This window comes from Pseudolysinimonas sp., assembly GCF_031389465.1.
In the GTDB taxonomy this organism is placed as follows: domain Bacteria; phylum Actinomycetota; class Actinomycetes; order Actinomycetales; family Microbacteriaceae; genus Pseudolysinimonas_A.
In genome coordinates, this window is record NZ_JANMSQ010000034.1 from 1 (window position 1) to 18,591 (window position 18,591).

Annotated in this window: 17 protein-coding genes; 10 read left to right on the forward strand and 7 right to left on the reverse strand. The window is 68.1% G+C overall.

Annotated features, from left to right (window positions below; all coding sequences use genetic code 11):
• Together RMO30_RS01350 and RMO30_RS01355 are read left to right on the forward strand one after the other, a co-directional pair.
• On the forward strand, window positions 1-155 hold a 155-nt coding region (locus RMO30_RS01350), incomplete at its 5' end, for an alpha/beta fold hydrolase (RefSeq protein ID WP_397427869.1).
• Window positions 152-1,246 (forward strand): glycosyltransferase family 1 protein, encoded by a 1,095-nt coding sequence (locus RMO30_RS01355; RefSeq protein ID WP_309708486.1) that lies wholly within the window; start codon window positions 152-154, stop codon window positions 1,244-1,246. The genes RMO30_RS01350 and RMO30_RS01355, both read left to right, overlap by 4 nt.
• A gap of 2 nt (window positions 1,247-1,248) precedes the next feature.
• Here RMO30_RS01355 and RMO30_RS01360 read toward each other — a convergent pair whose 3' ends face one another.
• The gene (locus RMO30_RS01360; RefSeq protein ID WP_309708490.1) at window positions 1,249-1,872 is read right to left on the reverse strand and encodes a histidine phosphatase family protein; all 624 of its coding nucleotides are present in this window, start codon (window positions 1,870-1,872) and stop codon (window positions 1,249-1,251) included.
• A 25-nt stretch (window positions 1,873-1,897) separates the two neighbouring features.
• Window positions 1,898-2,740, reverse strand: coding sequence for a Sir2 family NAD-dependent protein deacetylase (locus tag RMO30_RS01365; RefSeq protein WP_309708525.1), 843 nt, complete (start codon window positions 2,738-2,740; stop codon window positions 1,898-1,900).
• A 112-nt stretch (window positions 2,741-2,852) separates the two neighbouring features.
• Between RMO30_RS01365 and RMO30_RS01370 the strand changes: the two genes are divergently transcribed.
• Genes RMO30_RS01370 through RMO30_RS01380 form a run of 3 tightly spaced genes read left to right on the forward strand, consistent with a single transcriptional unit; the run spans window position 2,853 to window position 6,498 of the window.
• Entirely contained in the window at window positions 2,853-3,662 is an 810-nt protein-coding gene (locus RMO30_RS01370; protein ID WP_309708493.1) for an RNA methyltransferase, read from the forward strand.
• Window positions 3,663-3,671: 9 nt separating this feature from the next.
• Window positions 3,672-5,210: an APC family permease gene (locus tag RMO30_RS01375; protein WP_309708494.1), complete on the forward strand. Its 1,539-nt coding sequence runs from the start codon at window positions 3,672-3,674 to the stop codon at window positions 5,208-5,210.
• 49 nt (window positions 5,211-5,259) lie between these two features.
• The gene (locus RMO30_RS01380) at window positions 5,260-6,498 is read left to right on the forward strand and encodes a D-alanyl-D-alanine carboxypeptidase (protein WP_309708497.1); all 1,239 of its coding nucleotides are present in this window, start codon (window positions 5,260-5,262) and stop codon (window positions 6,496-6,498) included.
• Window positions 6,499-6,514: 16 nt separating this feature from the next.
• Here the strand turns inward: RMO30_RS01380 and RMO30_RS01385 are convergent, their stop codons facing one another.
• Complete coding sequence (locus RMO30_RS01385) at window positions 6,515-7,276, reverse strand: SGNH/GDSL hydrolase family protein (RefSeq protein ID WP_309708500.1); 762 nt, start codon at window positions 7,274-7,276, stop codon at window positions 6,515-6,517.
• 147 nt (window positions 7,277-7,423) lie between these two features.
• On the opposite strand from RMO30_RS01385, the gene RMO30_RS01390 reads away from it, so the two are divergent.
• From RMO30_RS01390 to dinB, 3 genes are all read left to right on the forward strand, one after another.
• On the forward strand, window positions 7,424-7,693 hold the full coding sequence (locus RMO30_RS01390) for a GlsB/YeaQ/YmgE family stress response membrane protein (RefSeq protein WP_309708503.1): 270 nt from the start codon (window positions 7,424-7,426) through the stop codon (window positions 7,691-7,693).
• 112 nt (window positions 7,694-7,805) lie between these two features.
• On the forward strand, window positions 7,806-8,066 hold the full coding sequence (locus RMO30_RS01395) for a GlsB/YeaQ/YmgE family stress response membrane protein (protein WP_309708504.1): 261 nt from the start codon (window positions 7,806-7,808) through the stop codon (window positions 8,064-8,066).
• Between the two features lie 78 nt (window positions 8,067-8,144).
• Entirely contained in the window at window positions 8,145-9,392 is a 1,248-nt protein-coding gene (gene dinB, locus RMO30_RS01400; protein WP_309708507.1) for a DNA polymerase IV, read from the forward strand.
• On the opposite strand, the gene RMO30_RS01405 is transcribed toward dinB, so the two are convergent.
• Window positions 9,389-9,859 carry a nitroreductase family deazaflavin-dependent oxidoreductase gene (locus RMO30_RS01405; RefSeq protein WP_309708510.1) on the reverse strand — a complete coding sequence of 157 codons (471 nt, stop codon included), beginning with the start codon at window positions 9,857-9,859 and terminating at the stop codon, window positions 9,389-9,391. The two genes, dinB and RMO30_RS01405, sit on opposite strands and share 4 nt — an antisense overlap.
• 54 nt (window positions 9,860-9,913) lie before the next feature.
• On the opposite strand from RMO30_RS01405, the gene RMO30_RS01410 reads away from it, so the two are divergent.
• Together RMO30_RS01410 and RMO30_RS01415 are read left to right on the forward strand one after the other, a co-directional pair.
• Window positions 9,914-11,701 carry a DEAD/DEAH box helicase gene (locus RMO30_RS01410; RefSeq protein ID WP_309708513.1) on the forward strand — a complete coding sequence of 596 codons (1,788 nt, stop codon included), beginning with the start codon at window positions 9,914-9,916 and terminating at the stop codon, window positions 11,699-11,701.
• Window positions 11,701-12,615, forward strand: coding sequence for an oxygenase MpaB family protein (locus tag RMO30_RS01415; protein WP_309708516.1), 915 nt, complete (start codon window positions 11,701-11,703; stop codon window positions 12,613-12,615). Before RMO30_RS01410 ends, RMO30_RS01415 begins: the two co-directional genes overlap by 1 nt.
• Here the strand turns inward: RMO30_RS01415 and RMO30_RS01420 are convergent.
• The 3 genes from RMO30_RS01420 to RMO30_RS01430 all read right to left on the reverse strand — a co-directional run.
• Complete coding sequence (locus RMO30_RS01420; RefSeq protein ID WP_309708518.1) at window positions 12,603-13,829, reverse strand: GDSL-type esterase/lipase family protein; 1,227 nt, start codon at window positions 13,827-13,829, stop codon at window positions 12,603-12,605. The genes RMO30_RS01415 and RMO30_RS01420 overlap by 13 nt on opposite strands.
• 120 nt (window positions 13,830-13,949) lie before the next feature.
• Complete coding sequence (locus RMO30_RS01425) at window positions 13,950-17,327, reverse strand: error-prone DNA polymerase (protein ID WP_309708521.1); 3,378 nt, start codon at window positions 17,325-17,327, stop codon at window positions 13,950-13,952.
• A gap of 23 nt (window positions 17,328-17,350) precedes the next feature.
• On the reverse strand, window positions 17,351-18,591 hold a 1,241-nt coding region (locus RMO30_RS01430; RefSeq protein WP_309708523.1), incomplete at its 5' end, for a DNA polymerase Y family protein.

Sequence of the window (18,591 nt, forward strand, 5' to 3'; positions counted from 1 at the left end):
AGATCGCGCCGTTGGCCGGTCAGTTCGCGATGCTCGACGTCTTCCCCGACGCTCGACTCGTGGTGATCCCCGGGGTCGGCCACCTCATCCACTACGAGACGCCGGACGCGGCGGCTCACGCCATCCGCGCGTTCGTGACGGAACTCAGCGCGTGAGGATCCTGTTCGACTGCCGCTATGTCGTGCGCTCCGGCCACCACGATGGCATCAGCCGCTACTCGGCCCGACTCGTCGAGGCCCTGGGCCGACGAATGCCCGTGGAGATGCTGATCAGTGACGAGGCTCAGCTAACCCTGCTGCCCGACCTCCCATGGCACCTGGTCTCTGCCGAGACGAGTCTGCGCGAACCGTGGATCGCGCGACAGCTGAATCCGCTGAACCCGGATGCGGTCTTCAGTCCCCTGCAAACGATGGGGTCCGCTGGCCGTCGCTACGGGCTCGTCCTCACTCTGCACGACCTGATCTATCACCGCCATCGCACTCCGCCCCGGAACCTCCCGTGGTACATCCGCATCGGCTGGTGGGCCTACCACCTCACCTGGATCCCGCAGCGGAAGGCGCTCAACCGACCCGACGAGGTGGTGACCGTGTCCGAGACGACGAAGGCGCTCATCACCGAGCATCGGCTCACCCTCCGCCCGGTGACCGTCGTGCGCAACGCCGCCGATCCGATCGCCGACAACCCGCCGGCGCGACGCCCCGGGCCCGACAGGAACCTCGTCTACATGGGTTCCTTCATGCCGTACAAGAACGTCTCGACCCTCGCCCGTGCCCTCCACGAGTTGCCCGGCTACCGGTTGCACCTGCTCAGCCGGGTTCCGGCCAACGAACGCAGCCGGCTCGAGGCACTGGCACCGCCGGCGTCCCTCGAGTTCCACAACGGGGTCAGCGATGCGGAGTACGCCGAATTGCTCGAGAAAGCCCACGCGCTTGTGCACGCCTCCCTCGACGAAGGGTTCGGCATCCCTCTCGTTGAGGCGATGAGCGTCGGAACGCCGATCGTGGTGAGCGACATCCCGATCTTCCGCGAGATCGGCGGCGAGGCCGGCGTCTATGCCGACCCGCGCGACCCCACCGCGTTCGCCTCTGCCGTGCGGACGCTCAACGACGCGGCGGCCTGGAAGAAGGCCTCGACGGCGGCACGGGTGCAGGCGCAGCTGTTCGACTGGAACCGCTCCGCCGACGTGCTCTACGAGGTGCTGCGGCGCGTCGCACAGAAGCCGAGACCCGAGGATGCCGAAGGCTGACTCTATTCGCGGGCTTCCACGGCGTTCTGCAGGCCGATGTCGCCCGCGCGAGGGTCGACCGCAGCCAGCTCGATCGGGTCGTCGAAAGCGACCAGCCGAAGGTCGGCGCCGTCGACGTGGAAGCTGTGCACCGATCCGTTGGTGATCGGTCCGAAACCGCTCCCCGGCGCAGCAGTCATGAGCGCAGCCCGGATCGCGCCACCGTGACTCACCACAACGATCGCCTCACCTGGGTGCTCGGCGGCGAGGGTCTGCAGCGCTGGGATCACCCGTGCTGCGACATCCTCTCGGGACTCGCGGCCCGGTACGTCGACTCCGGGCGGGTAGCGCACATCGATCTCGTGGAAGTCGAGCCCCTCGGCGGCGCCGTAGTTGCGCTCGACGAACGCCTCGCGCAGCTGCGGCGCGTCGAGGCCAATCTGGGTCGCGATGATCTCGGCCGTCTCTCGGGCTCGACCTAACGGGCTCGCGACGACGCGGGAAATCGGTCGCCGAGTGAGCAGTAGTCCCGTCAGTCGAGCCTGCTCGCGGCCGGTGGCGTTGAGGGGGATGTCGGTGAGCCCCTGGATACGGCGCTGCCGGTTCCACTCGGTCTCGCCGTGGCGCACGAGGTACACATCGGTCATAGCACCCCCGATCCTACGGTCGGGATCAGGAGGCGAGCCGCTCCTTCAGCGCACCGAGCACCTCGGACGTGCCGGCATCGATCTTGAGCGTCGCCCGCGAGTCGCCTTTGGTCTCGCCGCGATTGACGATCACGATCGGCACCCGACGCCGCACCGCCTGCTCAAGCAGACGGATCCCGGAGTTCACGACGAGCGACGAGCCGGCGACGATGAACGCGTCGGCCGCCCGGATGAGGGCCGCACCGGCAGTGAACTTAGTGGTCGGCACGAGTTCGCCGAAGAACACGACGTCGGGCTTCAGTATCCCGTCGCACACCGTGCACGAGGGGACGACCATTTCGCCGACCGCGTCGATGTCGACGTCACCGTCCGGGTTGAGCTTCACGGTGTCGGGTTCGGCGAGCCAGGGGTTCTCACGGGTCATTCGCGCGGCGATGTCCTCGCGGGCGAACTGCTGGCCGCAGGACAGGCAAAACACTCGATCCATCGAACCGTGCACGTCGACCACGTGGCGTGACCCCGCCCGGAGGTGTAGCCCGTCGACGTTCTGAGTGATGACGCCGTTGACGATGTCGGCGAGTTCCAGCTCGGCGAGGGCCAGGTGACCGGCGTTCGGTCCGGCGGCGGCAAAGTACCGCCAGCCGAGGTGGCTGCCAGCCCAGTAGCGCTGCCGTGCTCGCTGGTCGGCGAGAAAGACCTGGAACGTCATCGGACTGCGCACGGGAGCGCCCACGCCCCGGTAGTCCGGGATGCCAGAGTCGGTGCTCACGCCGGCACCGGTGAGTACGGCGATCCGCCGGCCGACGAGGAGCCGCTCCGCCTGGTCGACGAGCGTGAGCACGGCGGGGTCGAGGTCGGGCAGGGTCATCATCGACACGGTGCCTCCTTCGACATGGCTCTTGTCGAAGGCTAGAACCTTCAAGTTGCCGGGATGTTTCCGACTGCCGTGAGGACGCAGCCGCGCACCGTAGGCTCGCGCCGTGCACATCGTCCCGGTGACCGACCCCGCAGCTCCGGAGCTCCGCGATTACACCGAACTGACGGATGTGGTGCGCCGCCGGTTGCGCGAGCCCGCAGAGGGGATCTACCTCGCCGAGTCGGTCAAGGTCATCGAGCGTGCGTTCGCGGCCGGTCACCGCCCCCGGTCGGTGCTGGTGCTCGAGAAGTGGCTCCCCGAAATCGAGCCGCTGTTCGCGTCGTGGAACGTGCCGGTCTATGTCGGCACCACCGCGGTGCTCGAGTACGTCACCGGTTTCGTGATGCATCGCGGTGCGCTCGCATCGATGCACCGCCCCCCGCTTCCGGAAGTCGCCGACGTGTTGCGCGACGCCCGCCGAGTCGTCGTGCTCGAGGACATCGTCGACCACACCAATGTCGGTGCCATCTTCCGGGCCGTTGCCGGCATGGGGGCGGATGCCGTGCTCGTCACGCCCCGGTGCGCCGACCCGCTCTACCGACGTTCGGTACGGGTGAGCATGGGCGCCGTGCTTCAGGTGCCGTGGACGCGTCTGGGGGAGTGGGATGTCGCCGCCCCCGAGTTGCGTGCGGCAGGATTCCAGATCGCGGCCCTCGCCCTCGACGACCGCGCCGTCGATCTCGCCACGTTCGCCCGGAATGCTCCACCACGCGTTGCGCTGGTTCTCGGCACGGAGGGTGACGGTCTCAGCCGGGATGCGCTCGACTCCGCCGACGTGATCGTGACGATCCCGATGGACCACGGAGTCGACTCCCTCAACGTCGCCGCAGCTGCCGCCGTTGCCCTCTGGTCCCTGCGGGGTGCTGAGCACTAGGGTCGCCCCATGACGACCACCACCAGCGAGGCAACCGGCAAGGGTGCCGGCAAAGGACTCGCAAAGGGCCAGCTCGGACTCGTCGGCTCGACGGTGATGGGCCTCGCTTCAACAGCTCCCGTCTATTCCCTCGTCGCCACCCTCGGGTTCGTGATCGCGGAGGTTGGCGCGCAAGCCCCCATCGCGTTCATCCTCGCCTTCGTCCCGATGTTCTTCATCGCCTTCGCCTACCGGGAACTCAACCGTGCCGTGCCGGACTGCGGCACGACCTTCACCTGGTCGACGAAAGCCTTCGGTCCGTGGGTCGGGTGGATCGGTGGGTGGGGTGTTGCCGTCGCCGGCATCATCGTGCTGGGCAACCTGGCCCAGATCGCCGGGTTGTACTTCTGGTACCTCGTCGGCCCGCTGCTCGGTCTCGAGAGCTTCGCCGAGGAGACCTGGATCGTCACCCTCACCGGCGTGATCTTCCTCGCTGCGATGGTCTACGTGTCGTACCGCGGGGTCGAGATCGGCGAGCGGTTGCAGAACGTCCTGCTCGGTATCCAGTATCTGGCCCTTGTGCTCTTCGTCGTTTTCGTCGTCATTGCCCTTGCCAACGGCACTTCGGTCGAGGCGACTCCGATCTCCGCCGACTGGTTCAACCCCTTCGGCTTCGAGTCGTTCGAGGGCTTCACCGCCGCTATCCTGCTCGCGCTCTTCATCTACTGGGGCTGGGACACCTGCCTCGCCCTCAACGAAGAGACGAAAGATCCCAAGCGCATTCCCGGTCGCGCCGCCCTCATTTCCACGGTCGTGCTCGTCATCACGTACGTGGGAGTTACCGTCGCGGCCCTCGCCTATGCCGGCACCGACCACCTGAGCGAGGTCGACGATGTGTTCTTCGCGCTCAAGGACGCGTTGTTCGGCCCGTGGGCGTGGCTTCTCGTGCTGGCCGTGATGATCTCCGCGATCTCGTCGACGCAGACGACCATCCTGCCCACCGCGCGCGGCACGCTGTCGATGGCCGTCTACAAGGCCTTGCCCGCCCGGTTCGCGAGGGTGCATCCGAAATATCACACGCCCGGCTTCGCGACACTCGTCATGGGCATTGTCGCGACCGCCTTCTACGTCGGAATGACGTTGATCAGCGAGAACTTCCTGGCCGACTCGATCTACTCGCTCGGGCTCGCGATCGCGTTCTACTACGGCCTGACCGGCTACGCCTGCGTCTGGTACTTCCGCAAGGAGCTCTTCGTCAACGCGCACAGCTTCTTCTTCAAGTTCCTGTTCCCGTTGCTCGGCGCGCTGATCCTGACGGGTGCGTTCGTCAAGAGTGCGATCGACATGCTCGACCCCGACTACGGCTACACGGTGCTGCTCGGGGTGGGTGGCGTCTTCGTGATCGGCATCGGCTCACTGCTGCTCGGCGTCGTGCTCATGGTCGTCTGGGCGCTGTTCCACCAGTCGCGACCGTTCTTCCGCGGCGAAAGCCTCAACCGCGACACCCAGGTGCTGGTACCCGAAGACGAGCAGGTCATCATCAGGAGCGTCGACGGCGGTCGCGCCTGACCGCGTGCTGCTGACCACAATCGGGTCGTCGACCGTTTAGGGTCGACGGGTGCCACCGAGTCGCCCGTTGACCCGTCGGCAGGTGTACCTGAGGCGCCGCATCGCCGTGTTCGGCGGCCTCGGGCTTCTGCTGGCGACGCTCACCTACCTCCCGCTGACTCTGCTCGCCCCCCTCAAGCCCGCGCTCGTCACGGTGTCGGCGCCGATCGAAGAGACGCCCGAAGTTCCCGCGCTCGCCTTCCCGGCTTACGGCGCGAGTGCCATCGGAGCCGTCGGCTACCCCGGTGTACTCGCGCGGAGCGGTGCGACGACACCGTTGCCGATGGCGAGCATCACGAAAGTCATCACGTCGCTCGTCGTGCTCGACGCCCATCCGCTTGCGGTCGGCGAGCCGGGTCCGACGGCGACGATGACAGCTGCCGATGCAGCCCTCTACGGCAGCTATCTCGCCCAGAACGGAACCGTCGCGACCGTGCGCGCCGGGATGGCATTCACCGAGCGACAGCTGCTCGAGCTGACCCTCATCAAGTCCGCGAACAACTACACGACGAGCATGGCTCTGTGGGCGTTCGGTTCGCAGGACGCATTCCTGGCAGCCGCTCGCGCCTGGCTCTCCGAGAACGGGCTCGACCAGATCGTGATCAACGAGCCCACCGGCATCGACAGGTCGAACGTCGCGCCGGTCGACCAACTCGTCGAGCTCGGGCGGATTGCCCTTGCCCATCCAGTGATCGCCGAGATCGTCGCGACGCCGGCGACCGATGTGCCGCCCCTCGGCGTGCTGCCCAACACCAACGAGTTGCTCGGGCTCGGCGGCGTCGACGGCATCAAGACCGGCACCCTCGACGACTTCGGCGCGAACCTGCTGTTCTCGGCCGACTACAGCGTTGGAGAGTCGACCGTCACGGTGATCGGTGTGGTGCTCGGCGGTCCGGACCACGACGTGATCGACCGCGACATCCTGGCGCTGCTCAGCTCCACCGTCGCGAACTTCACCGAAGTCGAGGTCGCAGCGGACGCCGAGGCGTTCGCGACCTTCGACCCGATCTGGGCGGATTCTGTCGCGGCGATCGCCGCCGAGCGCGCCACCCTGCTCACCTGGGGCGGAGCCCCCGTGACCGTCGAAGTCGTGACCGAAGTACTGCGCACCGGCACGGCAGGCGCCGACGTCGGGGATCTCGTCTTCACATCCGGCCCCGCCACGGTGCGGGTCGACCTCGAACTCTCGGCCGACCTCGACGATCCGGGACCGTGGTGGCGTCTCACCAACCCGGTCGCGCTCTTCTGATCCCTGAGCGGTCGCCCTAGAACTCAGGGCGCTTCGGGGTCACGCCGTCGCCAGACGACTCACGGCGCAGGCGGCGGAGGATCCAGGGAGCGAAATGTTCGCGCGCCCAGCCGATGTCGTCGATCCGGGCCTGCCGCCAGGTCTGCCGAGTGAGCGGCTCCGCCGCGAACGGCTCGAGGTCGTTCGCGACGTTGAGGGCGTCGAGCACCATCCGGGCGATCGCCTGGTGGCCGACGGGGGAGAAGTGGAGCCGGTCGGGAGCCCACATCCGCGAATCGGTCAGCTCTCGGGTCGCCCACATGTCGGCGACGATCGCGTCGTGCCGCTTCGCGATGGCGTGCAGATTCTCGTTGTAGATCGCCACCTTGCCGCGCATGCGACCAAGCACCGGGGTGCTGCCGATGTCGGGGCCATTGAACATGACCACCGTCGCGTCGTCGCGTCTCAGCCGCTCGATCCCGCTGTCGAGCCGGGCGGCGACCTCGTCGGGATCGGTGCCGGGGCGGATGATGTCGTTTCCGCCCGCCGAGATCGAGATGAGGTCGGGGCGCAACGCGAGCGCGGCATCCACCTGCTCGTCGAGGATCTGCTGCAACAATCGGCCGCGGATGGCGAGGTTGGCATACGCGAAGTTCTCGACCTGGGAGGCGAGCACCTCGGCGACCCGGTCGGCCCAGCCGCGGTGACCACCAGGGTTCGCGGGTTCCGGGTCGCCGATTCCCTCGGTGAAGGAATCACCGATCGCGACGTAACGCGACCACGGGTGGCGAACGGTCATTCCTCCATCATGACGAATGGTCGGGGACCGTGCATGCGAGCACTATCTCACTGGACGACGCTGCACAAGACCTTTGCCCGATGACCGAGCACCGGCTTGTCTAGATCACGAGGCGAGACCCGCCTCGTTCAAGAAAGTAGGTTCACCGTGGGAATTCTCGGATGGATCGTTCTCGGCCTCATTGCCGGTGCGATTGCGAAGGCAATTGTGCCGGGTCGGATGGGCGGTGGCTGGCTGGTCACGCTGGTCCTCGGCGTCGTCGGGGCGCTGCTTGGCGGCTTCATCGGAAGCGCCATCTTCGGCATTGGACTCGAGACGTTCTGGTCAATTCAGACCTGGATCGTGGCAATCCTCGGCGCGATCCTCGTGCTGCTGATCTACGGCCTCGCCACGCGCGGGAGCCGCACCCGCGCCTAGAGGGGCGATACGAAGAAGCCGGGCGATTCAACCGCCCGGCTTCTTCGTCTGGACGGCTGCTGGTGATTGACTGATCGCGGACGCGAGATGCGCGCCCCCTCAGGAGGTTGTCGTGAGTTTCATCCCCTTCCTCATCCTCGGCTTGATCGCGGCCATCATCGCCAAGCTGATCCTGAAGCAGAAGCACGGCTGGATCGTGACGATCCTGTTGGGCCTCGCCGGCGCGGCCCTCGGTGGCTTCATCGGAACGCAGCTCTTCAACCAGCCGATGACCGAGTTCTTCTCGATCTACAGCTGGCTGCTCGCCATCGGCGGTTCGGTCATCGTGCTGCTGATCTTCGGTCTCATCACGCGCAACCGCACAAAGTCCTGATCCTCGTCACCGGCCGCGCTCCTCATACTGCGGCCGGTGACGGCCGCCAGTGACGGCGGCCGGTGACAGGATGACGGCGTGGGCAAGCAGGACGGCACCGGGCGGCAGGTCACTGCCTCGCCCGTCGACGACCTCACAGCGCATCTGCTTCATGTCGACATGGATGCCTTCTTCGCGTCTGTCGAGTTGTTGGAGCATCCGGAACTGGTGGGTAAGCCCGTGATCGTCGGGCATCCCTCGGCACGCTCAGTCGTCACCGCGGCGACCTACGAAGCCCGCAAGTTCGGGGTCAACTCGGCGATGCCGATGGCCGTCGCCCTCCGGCGCTGCCCGCACGCGGTCGTGCTCGAGCCGCACTACGACCGCTACACCCACTACTCGGCGATCGTGATGGGCCTCTTCCGCGACGTCACGCCGCTGGTCGAGGTGCTGGGCATCGACGAAGCCTTTCTCGATGTCGCGGGCGCCCGACGTCTGATGGGCACTCCCTGGCAGATCGGCACCCGCATCCGGGAGCGCGTGTTCGCCGAGACGGGGCTGCGCTGCTCCGTCGGCGCTGCAGCGACGAAGTACGTCGCAAAGCTCGCCTCGAGCCGCGCGAAACCTGACGGGCTGCTCGTTGTGCCCGAGTCCGACACCCTGGCTTTCCTACACCCGCAGCCGATTTCGGCGCTGTGGGGGGTCGGCGCGAAAACCGCCGAGAAGCTGGACCGCCTCGGCCTGCGCACCGTCGGCGATGTCGCGAGCATCCCGATCGAGGCGTTGACCCGTGCTATCGGGCCGGCGATGGCGGCCCACTTCCACGCGCTGTCGTGGGGCCGCGACCCGCGCGTAGTCGTCACCGAGCACACCGAGAAGAGCATCGGCCACGAGCGCACCTTCGAGACGAACATCTCCAACGTTGCCGAACTCGAGAAAGAGATGCTGCGCCTGGCGAATGCCGTCGGGGTACGACTGCGCCGAGCCGGCGTGCAGGCCCGCACGATCGCGCTCAAACTGCGGTTCGACGACTTTTCGACGATCAGCCGATCCCGAACTCTCGGCGAGCCGACCGACCTCGGCCGACGCATCTACGAGGAGGCTCGTTCGCTCTACGCCGAGTCGGGGCGCTCAGGTGAGCCGATTCGATTGCTCGGAGTACGCGGCGAACAGCTCACTGGCCGCGTCGCCGACCTGGCGCTGTGGGACGACGATGGCGACTGGCGCGAAGCCGAGCACGCCGTCGATGCGATCGCGGCGAAGTTCGGCCGAGCCCTGGTGCGTCCCGCGACCCTGCTCGGCGACGACCCCGAGCGGCGGATGCCGATGCGCGGTGAGCCGACCTAGCTCGCGCGAGCGATCCGGAACACCGGGAACCCGGCAACCACGGCACGAACCTCGTCGTCGGAGGACTTGGCCGAGAGCCCTTCGAAGAAAGCACCGACCCCCACCGCCTTGAGATATGCGCGGATGATCGGGAGCTTGTTGGCGTCGGACACCTCGGCAACAGTGATCGCCTCGCGATGCCGCCCCCGGCTCAACGCCGCCGCCCCGGACGCTCGGATGTTGCGCACCCACTCGGTCTCGCCGCGGGGCGCGACCAGATATCGCTCCCCACCTAGCGGAAACGGGTTGACGGGGGTGCGACGCGGTTCTCCGCTCCGGCGCCCAACGACTTCGAGGATCGCGGCGCCGCCGAGATTCGCACCGCGGCGCACCAACCAGCTGATGAGGGGGTTTAGGACTCGGGTCGTGAACCGTCCTGGCTTCAGGTAGCGTCGCCCGGGCACATCCGCACCCACATTCGACCCCACTCGGCTGAGTCTAAGGCGAGTCTGTGTCGGTCGCAACGAGTAACGTCTGATCAAGTGAGCGAGCCCTCGGAATCCCCGGTCTTCCGGGCGACCACGGCCGCCGAACACCTCTCGCCGAGCTTTCCCGAACGCGCGCCCTGGGGAACCGTCGCGAAACTGCGCGCCTGGCAGGAGGAGGCCCTCGCCGAGTACCTGCGGCGTGACGCCCGCGACTTCCTCGTCTCGGCGACCCCGGGCTCCGGCAAGACCGCATTCGCGCTGCGCCTCGCCTCCGAACTGCTGAAGAACAAGGTCATCGACCGCGTCACCGTGGTGGCGCCGACCGAGCACCTCAAGATCCAGTGGGCGGATGCCGCGCACCGTGCCGGCATCCGTCTCGATCCGCGGTTCAGCAATAGGCATTCGCGCGAATCCCGCCCTTATCACGGAGTCGCCGTCACGTACGCCCAGGTAGCGGTGCGGCCGTCGCTGCACAAGGCGCTCACCGAGTCGAAGCGCTCCCTCGTGATCCTCGACGAGGTGCATCACGGCGGCGACTCGCTGTCGTGGGGTGACGCCATTCGCGAGTCCTTCGAGGGCGCGACCCGTCGGCTGTCGCTCACCGGCACGCCGTTCCGCTCCGACACCGCGCCCATCCCATTCGTTGCGTACCTGCGCGACGAGCGCGGCATCCGCCTGTCGCAGACCGACTACGCCTACAGCTACGGCCGCGCCCTCGCCGACGGCATCGTGCGGCCGGTGATGTTTCTGTCGTACGCCGGATCAATGCGCTGGCGCACTCGGCAAGGCGACGAGATGGAGGCATCCCTCGGCCAAGGCGATACTGCCGACATCACCGCGCAGGCTTGGCGGGCGGCGCTCGATCCCGACGGCGACTGGATACCGGCGGTGTTGGCCGCCGCCGACCGTCGGCTCACTGAGGTGCGTCGGGACGTTCCCGATGCGGGTGGGCTGGTCATCGCGACCGACCATGTCACCGCCCGCGCCTACGCGACGATCCTCACCGATCTCACCGGGCACGTGCCCACGGTCGTGCTCAGCGACGAGGCGGGTGGCAGCGAGAAGATCCAGAACTTCGCGACCGGCTCCCAACGCTGGATGGTCGCGGTGCGGATGGTGTCGGAAGGCGTCGACGTGCCCCGCCTCATGGTCGGCGTCTACGCGACGAGCGCGTCGACTCCGCTGTACTTCGCTCAAGCCGTCGGGCGGTTCGTGCGCACCCGGCGGCGCGGCGAGCTCGCGTCGATCTTCGTGCCGAGCGTGCCGATTCTGCTGACCCTCGCCGCCGAACTCGAACGCGAGCGCGATCATGCTCTCGACCGGGAGCGGGCCGACGACGGTCTACTCGACGACGAGAGTCTCGAGCGGGCGCTGGAACGCGAAGCGGCATCGGCCGAACTCCTCGACGAGTACGAGTGGCAGGCGCTCAGCTCGGTCGCGACGTTCGAGAAGGTGCTCTACGACGGAGAAGACTTCGGCACCCTTGCCGAACCGGGCAGCCCGGAGGAGTGGGAATTCATCGGCATCCCGGGCATCCTCGAACCGGAAGATGTCAGCCGCCTGCTCAAGCTACGACAGGCCCGCCAGCAGCGCCGCGGAATCGAGCGGTCGCGCGACGATCCCGAACGGCAGGCGCCGTTGCCCCTCCACCGTTCGCTTTCCGAGCAACGCAAGCTGCTCAACAGTCTCGTCTCGATCTGGGCGCGAACCGCGGGCGAGACCCACGCCCAGGTGCACGCCGAAGTGCGCCGGCTCAGCGGGGGGCCCGAGGTCTCCCGCGCGACTGTGGCCCAACTGCAGGCCCGCATCGACATCCTCCGCAAGCGGATCAACGGACGCTGATGGCACGGGAGACGCTCCGGGCGAAGCTGTTGACCGCCGTCGCCGGGCATCCTGACGGTACGGCGCCCTACGTACTCGAACTGGCCCAGGGCGACGATGCGGGGTACTTCGCTGAGGACTCCGCGCCGTGGATCGTGCATGCCGGGATGGGCACCTTCGTCGCCGGCATCCGGGCGCTCCTCATGCAGGCGCTGCATCCCGGGGCGATGGCGGGAGTGCACGACTGGTCGCGCTACCGCGAAGACCCGCTCGGGCGTCTCTCCGGCACGGTGCGCTGGATCGTGGTGCTCACGTTCGGGTCGACGGATCAAGCCGGCCGCGAGACGAGCCGAGTAGGACGTCTGCACGCGCGGGTCGCGGGCGAGTACGCCGCAGGGGACGGCTCCCCACGGCACTACTCGGCCACCGATGGGGATCTCGTCGACTGGGTACACGTCACCTTCGCCGACGCTTTCCTGACCTGCCACGAGACGTGGGGCGGCCCCATCCCGGGCGGCGCGGATGCCTACGTACGCGACTGGGCGACCGCCGGGCGCCTCATGGGCGTCGAGGCACCACCGCTCTCCGCCGACGAACTGCGCGCCCGACGCGACGGCTACCTTGAGCGCGGCGAACTGCGGGGTGACGAGCGCGTCGCCGACGTTGTGCGGTTTCTCAAGCGACCTCCCTTCCGGGGAACGCTGGGAATCGCGTATCGCGCGTTGTTCGCCGCGGCGGTGTCGACGATTCCGGCGCCCTATCGCCGTCTACTCGGCGTTCGACGCACCATTCTTCCGGTCAGGGCGCTGACCGGAGTGGTGTTGCGCGTCGCTCAGCGTTCGATCGGCTCAGGGCCACGAGCGCAGGACTTCGCGCGAATGCGCCTGCGTCGTCTTGACGCCGCACAGCCGGGCTCGTCGCCTCACAACGTGTAGGCAGGTCCCACCGGTGCGGCCGGCTGCGCCTTCTCGTAGCGCCGCAGCTCGGCCTCGGCCTGCAGAGCCATGCCGCGAAGCGCCTCGAGCGAAACGGACTCGCCGGGACGCGAGCGCGAACCCTGCAAGCAGAATGATCCGATGACCGTGCCGTCAGACGCGTGCAGCGGGTATCCGGCGTAGAAGTTGATGTACGAGAGCTCGGTCAGCGGGTTGTCGGCGAAGCGGGCATCGGCACTGACATTGGGGATGATGACCGGGCTCCCGGACGCGACGGTGTACTGGCAGAACGACAAGTCCAGCGGGACAGACTCCGGCATGACGTCGGTGTTGTTGGCGTAGTAGAGCCGGTCGCCGTTGACGAGACTCACCACGGCGAGTTCGACCTTGAAGACCTTTTGAGCCGTCTCGGCGAGACGTCGAAGCACCTTCGAGCCGCCTTGAGTGGCGAGTGTCACGACCTCTTCGGTGCCACTCCACTGCCAGATCGGGTCGGCCTGCGGCGCACGTTCGTCGTCCTCGGGCCGTGACGCAATCACCAGCGGTGCCAACTCGTTCGCGATACGCGCTCCGAGTTGGGTGTAGACGGCTGCCGCAGTCAGTCGCCCGCGGCGGTCTTTCGAGAACTCCCCGATGTCGAGATAGCTGACTCGATACTCGGCGGCGACCCGCGCTGTCGCGGCGTTGATTCGCGTGCGATGTCGCGCAGCGATCCGCGCTGCCAGTCCATCGAATGCGGGCAGAGCGTCAACGGGAGGGATGCCGACGACGAGCGCGGACCCCTTAGGTCGCAGACGTGCGACCACGGACGAGAGCAGGTCGCGCAGACCGCGCTCCCACTCCTCGACAGGTGTGCGGCGCAGGGCATCGTTGAGACCCACCGAGATGACGAAGGCGTCGAAGGCAGCGAGGTCGCGGTCGCCCACCCAGGCGAGCGAGGACCGCATGTTCATCGATTCGGCGCCAACGACATCCAGATCGCAGCTTCGGCCGGTGCGGTCGCCGAGCGCGTCGGCGAGGCGTCCGGTGAGGGCGCTGCGATGGGAGTCGACACCCCAACCGTGGGTGAAGCCGTTACCGAGCAGAAGGACCCGGTCGGCGCGGGGATCGCCAGAACGGGTGACTGCGGAGTCCTGGGGACGGCGGTGCTTCCGCAGCTCGAGGAGCCGAAATGCGTACCAGGCACGCAGGGCAGCGCGCAGGATCGATGACACGTTCTTGGCCCTTCGGGTGAGGTTATCTGAACTCGTCGTCAGGATAGACCGGGTCACTGGCGGCCGCGTGTCCCCCTTCGCGGCACAATCCGTTTCGGGGTGCGCTCCGAACAGGGGTGATCAGTGGAAGTCACGCGAGCGGTGCAGCACCCCCGCGCTGAGCGGCTCGAAGGCGTCGGCGAGCAGGTTGGTGACGCCCTCGGCGGAGCGTTCGAGGATGCCGCGCACGAGTAGGGCCGGCGACTCGCGGGCGATGCGGCGGTAGCGCTTCCACACTCCGACCGAGCAGATGACGTTGACCCAGCCGTGCTCGTCTTCGAGATTCATGAAGGTGATGCCGCTCGCCGTGCCCGGCCGCTGCCGGTGGGTGACGAGACCGGCGACCTCGACGCGCCTCCCGGCCTCGTGGGTGCGCAGCGCCGACGACGGCAGCACACCCCGTTCGTCGAGAGCCTCGCGCAGGTGCGCGACGGGGTGGTCGTCGACCGAGATACCGGTCGCCCACAGGTCCTCGCGCAGGATCTCGAACGAGGTCGGATCGGCGAACAGCGGTGGCTGTACTGTGACGATGCTCGAGGGCAGGAACTCGGCTCGATCACCCGCTGCCGCCCCGGCGCGCCACAGCGCCTCGCGCCGCCCGAGGTCGAATCCTTCGAACGCATCCGCGGATGCGAGCGCCTCGAGCTGCGCCGACGAAAGGCCGACACGGCGTACGAGGTCTTCCATCGAGGTGAACGGGCCGCGCGGGCCGTCACGTTCGGCGACGATACGTTTCGCCACCGACTCGCCGATTCCGCGGACTCCAGCGAGCCCGATCCGCACCGCGGCGTTGCCGTCACGTCGATGCTCCGCGGTGCGATCGGCGGCGAGCGGATCGAACACCGGCACGGGCGGCTGGTCGCCGAAGCATCCATCGATTCCGGTTTCGGAAACGACTCCTTCCCCTTCCCGCGGCTCGAGCAGCGCGAACACCCCGGAGCGCAGGATGTCGGGACGCCGCACCTCCACGCCGTGGCGGCGGGTGTCGGCGACGAGGGTCGCGGGGGAGTAGAAACCCATCGGCTGCGCTCGGAGCAACCCGGCGAGGAACGCCGCCGGGTAGTGCAGCTTGAGCCACGACGAGGCGTAGACGAGCAGCGCGAAACTCAGGGCGTGGCTCTCGGCGAAGCCGAAGTTCGCGAACGCCTCGATCTGCCCGTAGATCGTCGCGATGCCTGAAGCGTCGACCCCTTTCGCCCGCAGCCCGGCTTCGAGCTTCTCGCGCAGGGTGCCGATCTTGACCTTGCCGCGCTTGGAGCCGAGCGAGCGTCGCAGCATGTCGGCCTCCTCGGGGTCGAGTCCGGCGAGATCACGCGCCATCTTGATCACCTGCTCCTGGAACACCGGCACCCCGAAGGTGCGGCCGAGGATCGGCTCGTGCTCGGGATGCAGGTACACGAACGGTTCGCCCAGTTTGCGACGCACGAACGGGTGTACGGCGCCACCCTGAATCGGGCCGGGTCGAATGAGCGCGATCTGGATGACGAGGTCGTAGAAAGCTCGCGGCTGGAGCCGGGGGAGCAGGCCCATCTGCGCGCGCGACTCCACCTGGAAGACACCGATCGCGTCGGCCCGGCAGAGCGCGTCGTAAGTGCCCGGCTCTTCACGGGGGATCGTTGCGAGCGTCAACTCGCGGCCGAAGGCAGCGCGGACCTGCTCGAACGAGTGCTGCAGGGCCGACAGGATTCCCAGACCCAGCAGATCGAACTTGACCAGCCCCATCCAGGCGCAGTCGTCTTTCTCCCACTGCAACACGGTGCGATCTTTCATGCGTGCGTGCTCGATCGGCACGACCTCGCCGATCGGCCGCTCGGTCATCACCATGCCGCCGGAATGGATGCCGAGATGCCGCGGAAAGCCGAGCAGCTCGCCCGTGAGCTGGCGGACCGGCCCCGGGATGTCGGCCAGGTCTTCGGCGATCGGGTCGCCCCACCGTTCGAGTCGTTTCGACCAGGCATCCTGCTGACCCGAACCGTGCCCGAACGCCTTCGCCATATCTCGGATGGCGTTGCGCGGCGTGTACGTGACGACGTTGGCGACTTGCGCGGCGTTCTCGCGCCCGTACTTCTGGTAGACGTACTGGATGACCTCCTCCCGGCGGTCGGAGTCGAAATCGACGTCGATGTCGGGCTCCTCGTCGCGGATGCTCGACAGGAACCGCTCGAACGGCAGCTCGTAGAAAATCGCGTCGATCGCCGTGATGCCGAGCAGGTAGCAGACCGCGCTCGATGCGGCCGAACCGCGACCCTGGCAGAGGATGCCGCGCCCCTTCGCGAAGTCGACGATGTCTTTCACCAGCAGGAAGTAACCCGGGAAATCTTTCGCCGCGATGACGTTGAGCTCATTCTGGATGCGGCGGCGATGCCCGTCGGGCAGGTCTGGTCCGTAGACCCGGGCGGCCGCCTGCCACGTTTCATGCGTCAGCCAGCCCATGAGGTCGAACCCCGCGGGCACGTCGAGTTGCGGCAGCCGCGGGGTGACACTGCGCAAGGCGAACGCCGTCTCGCGGGCGAGTTCGACCGAGTAGGTGACGGCTCCCGGGTAGCGCGAGAATCGGGCGGCCATCTCAAACCCCGACCGCAGGAAGCCGCCGCCCGCCGCCGGCAGCCAGGGCTCATGCTGGTCGAGGCTCGCGCGCGCCCGCACAGCGGCGAGAGCGGTCGCCAGCGGCGCGCGTTCCGGCCGGGCGTAGTGCACGTTGCCGGTCGCCAGAATCGGCAAGCTCAGGTCGTGCGCGATGCCGGCGAGGGCGTCGTTGCGGTCGGAGTCGAGCGGATCGCCGCGGTCGGTCAGCTCGACGATCACGTTGTCACGACCGAACCTGTCGACGAGGGTGCGCAGTTCCCGCGTTGCGGCATCCCGACCGTGGGTTTCGAGCGCCTGCCGCACCGTGCCTTTACGGCATCCGCTCAGCACCGCCCAGTGACCCTCGGCGGTGGCTCCGAGCGCGTCGAGGTCGTACACCGGGCGGCCCTTCTCGCCGCCGCCGAGATGACCCGTGGTGAGCGCCTTCGACAGCCGGTGATAGCCCTCGGTGCCGCGGGCGAGCACGAGCAGGTGGGCTCCCTCGGGATCCGGGATGCCGTTTTGCGGCGTGCGCAGGCCAAGCGAGAGTTCCGCGCCGTAGACGCTCGGCATCCCGTGTGCGAGCGCGGCCTCGGCGAATCGCACCGCTCCGTAGAAGCCGTCGTGGTCGGTGAGTGCGATGGCCTCCAGCCGAAGGCGCTTCGCCTCTTCGACGAGGTGCTCGGGCATGCTCGCCCCGTCGAGGAACGAGTACGCCGAGTGCACGTGGAGTTCGGCGTAGGGGATGAGCGGCTCTTCGGGACTCTCGAGGGCCGGTGCCTCGTACCGCGGCCGGTGGTTGTGCGCCGTCGCGCCGTCGGAGCGCGGAGCCTGCCCCGACATCCGCCGTTCGAGTTCGCTCCAGTCGTACGGCGGGTTGTGCCAGCCACCCATGTCAGCGTCGTCCTCTCGAGACCTCAGTCGTAGCGGCCATGCGCCCACCACCCTCGAGCGTCGAGCACGAGCAACCACGCCTCGCCCTGCGCATCCACCACCTGGAACCGCTGGGCCGTACGGGCGGTCGACGGATCCCACCAGCGTTCCTCAAGCGGCCACGGCCCCGCCCAGGCGGTGAGGTCGCGGCGGGCACCGGTCGCCGACACGATGACCGCCGGGGAGGCACTGAGCACCCCGCGCTCGGTGACCGACACCGGAGTGCCTCGCACGTCTTCGACGGTGATCTGCCGCGGGATCTCGTAGACCGTGGCCGGATGCGGCGGGGGCACCGCTCCCGGCCACGGACGCCGCGGATCGCGCGTGAGCACCGCGCGATCGCCCCAGGCGACCCGTTGCTGGCGGTCGGCCGGCATGCGCCCGCCCGCCGGGACTGCGGTTCCCACTCCCTCGTGCCCGAGCATGCCCTGCACCCGGCTCAACCCGGAGTGCACGCCCTCGTCGGGCCCGGTGCCCCAGATTCCGCGCTCGTGCGCGCCGACCGGGTCGACGGTCTCGGGGGTGAGCCGCACGCGTGCGACGGGGGAGCGCAGCTCACCTTGGATGGCGTCCAGTTGCCAGCGAACCCGATCTACCACCTCCGAAGCCGTGAACGACCGCGGATGCAACCAGACCCGTTCGGTGCTCTCGCCGTCGGCGCCGAGCAGTTCGACGCGCAGCGCCGTGCAGACCAGTCGCTGCTCGAGCAGCTCGTCGAGAAAACGCTCCGCCGCCGTGCGGATGCCGAAGGCGATCTGGTCGACCCGGTCGAGCGGGGGCTCGAAATCGACGACAGCGTCGACATCACGCGGAGGGATGCGCGGGGTCGCGGGCCGCGGGTCACGACCGGCGGCGAGGGCGTGCAGTCGGGCGCCGAACGGTCCGAAGCGCGCGGCGACATCGGCCTCGTCCAGCCCGGCGAACGCGCCGAGGGTGCGGATGCCGAGCCGGGGGAGTAGCGACACCAACTCGGGATCTTCGAGCAGCCCGACCGGCAGCGGGGCGAGGAACGCGGCCGTCTCGCCGGCGGGAACGATGGTCACCGGATCAGCTCGCACCGAGTCAGCACGCGTGGGATGGGCACCAGGAGCGGACCAGCGCGCGGCACGCTCTGCGGCGAACAGCCCGTCGGCGATTCCCGCCCGCGCCGTCGGCACCCCGAATTCGGCGAGCGTTCCGAGCAGGGCGAGTGCGGCCGCCGTCTCGCCGCCGTAGTACCGCGCCG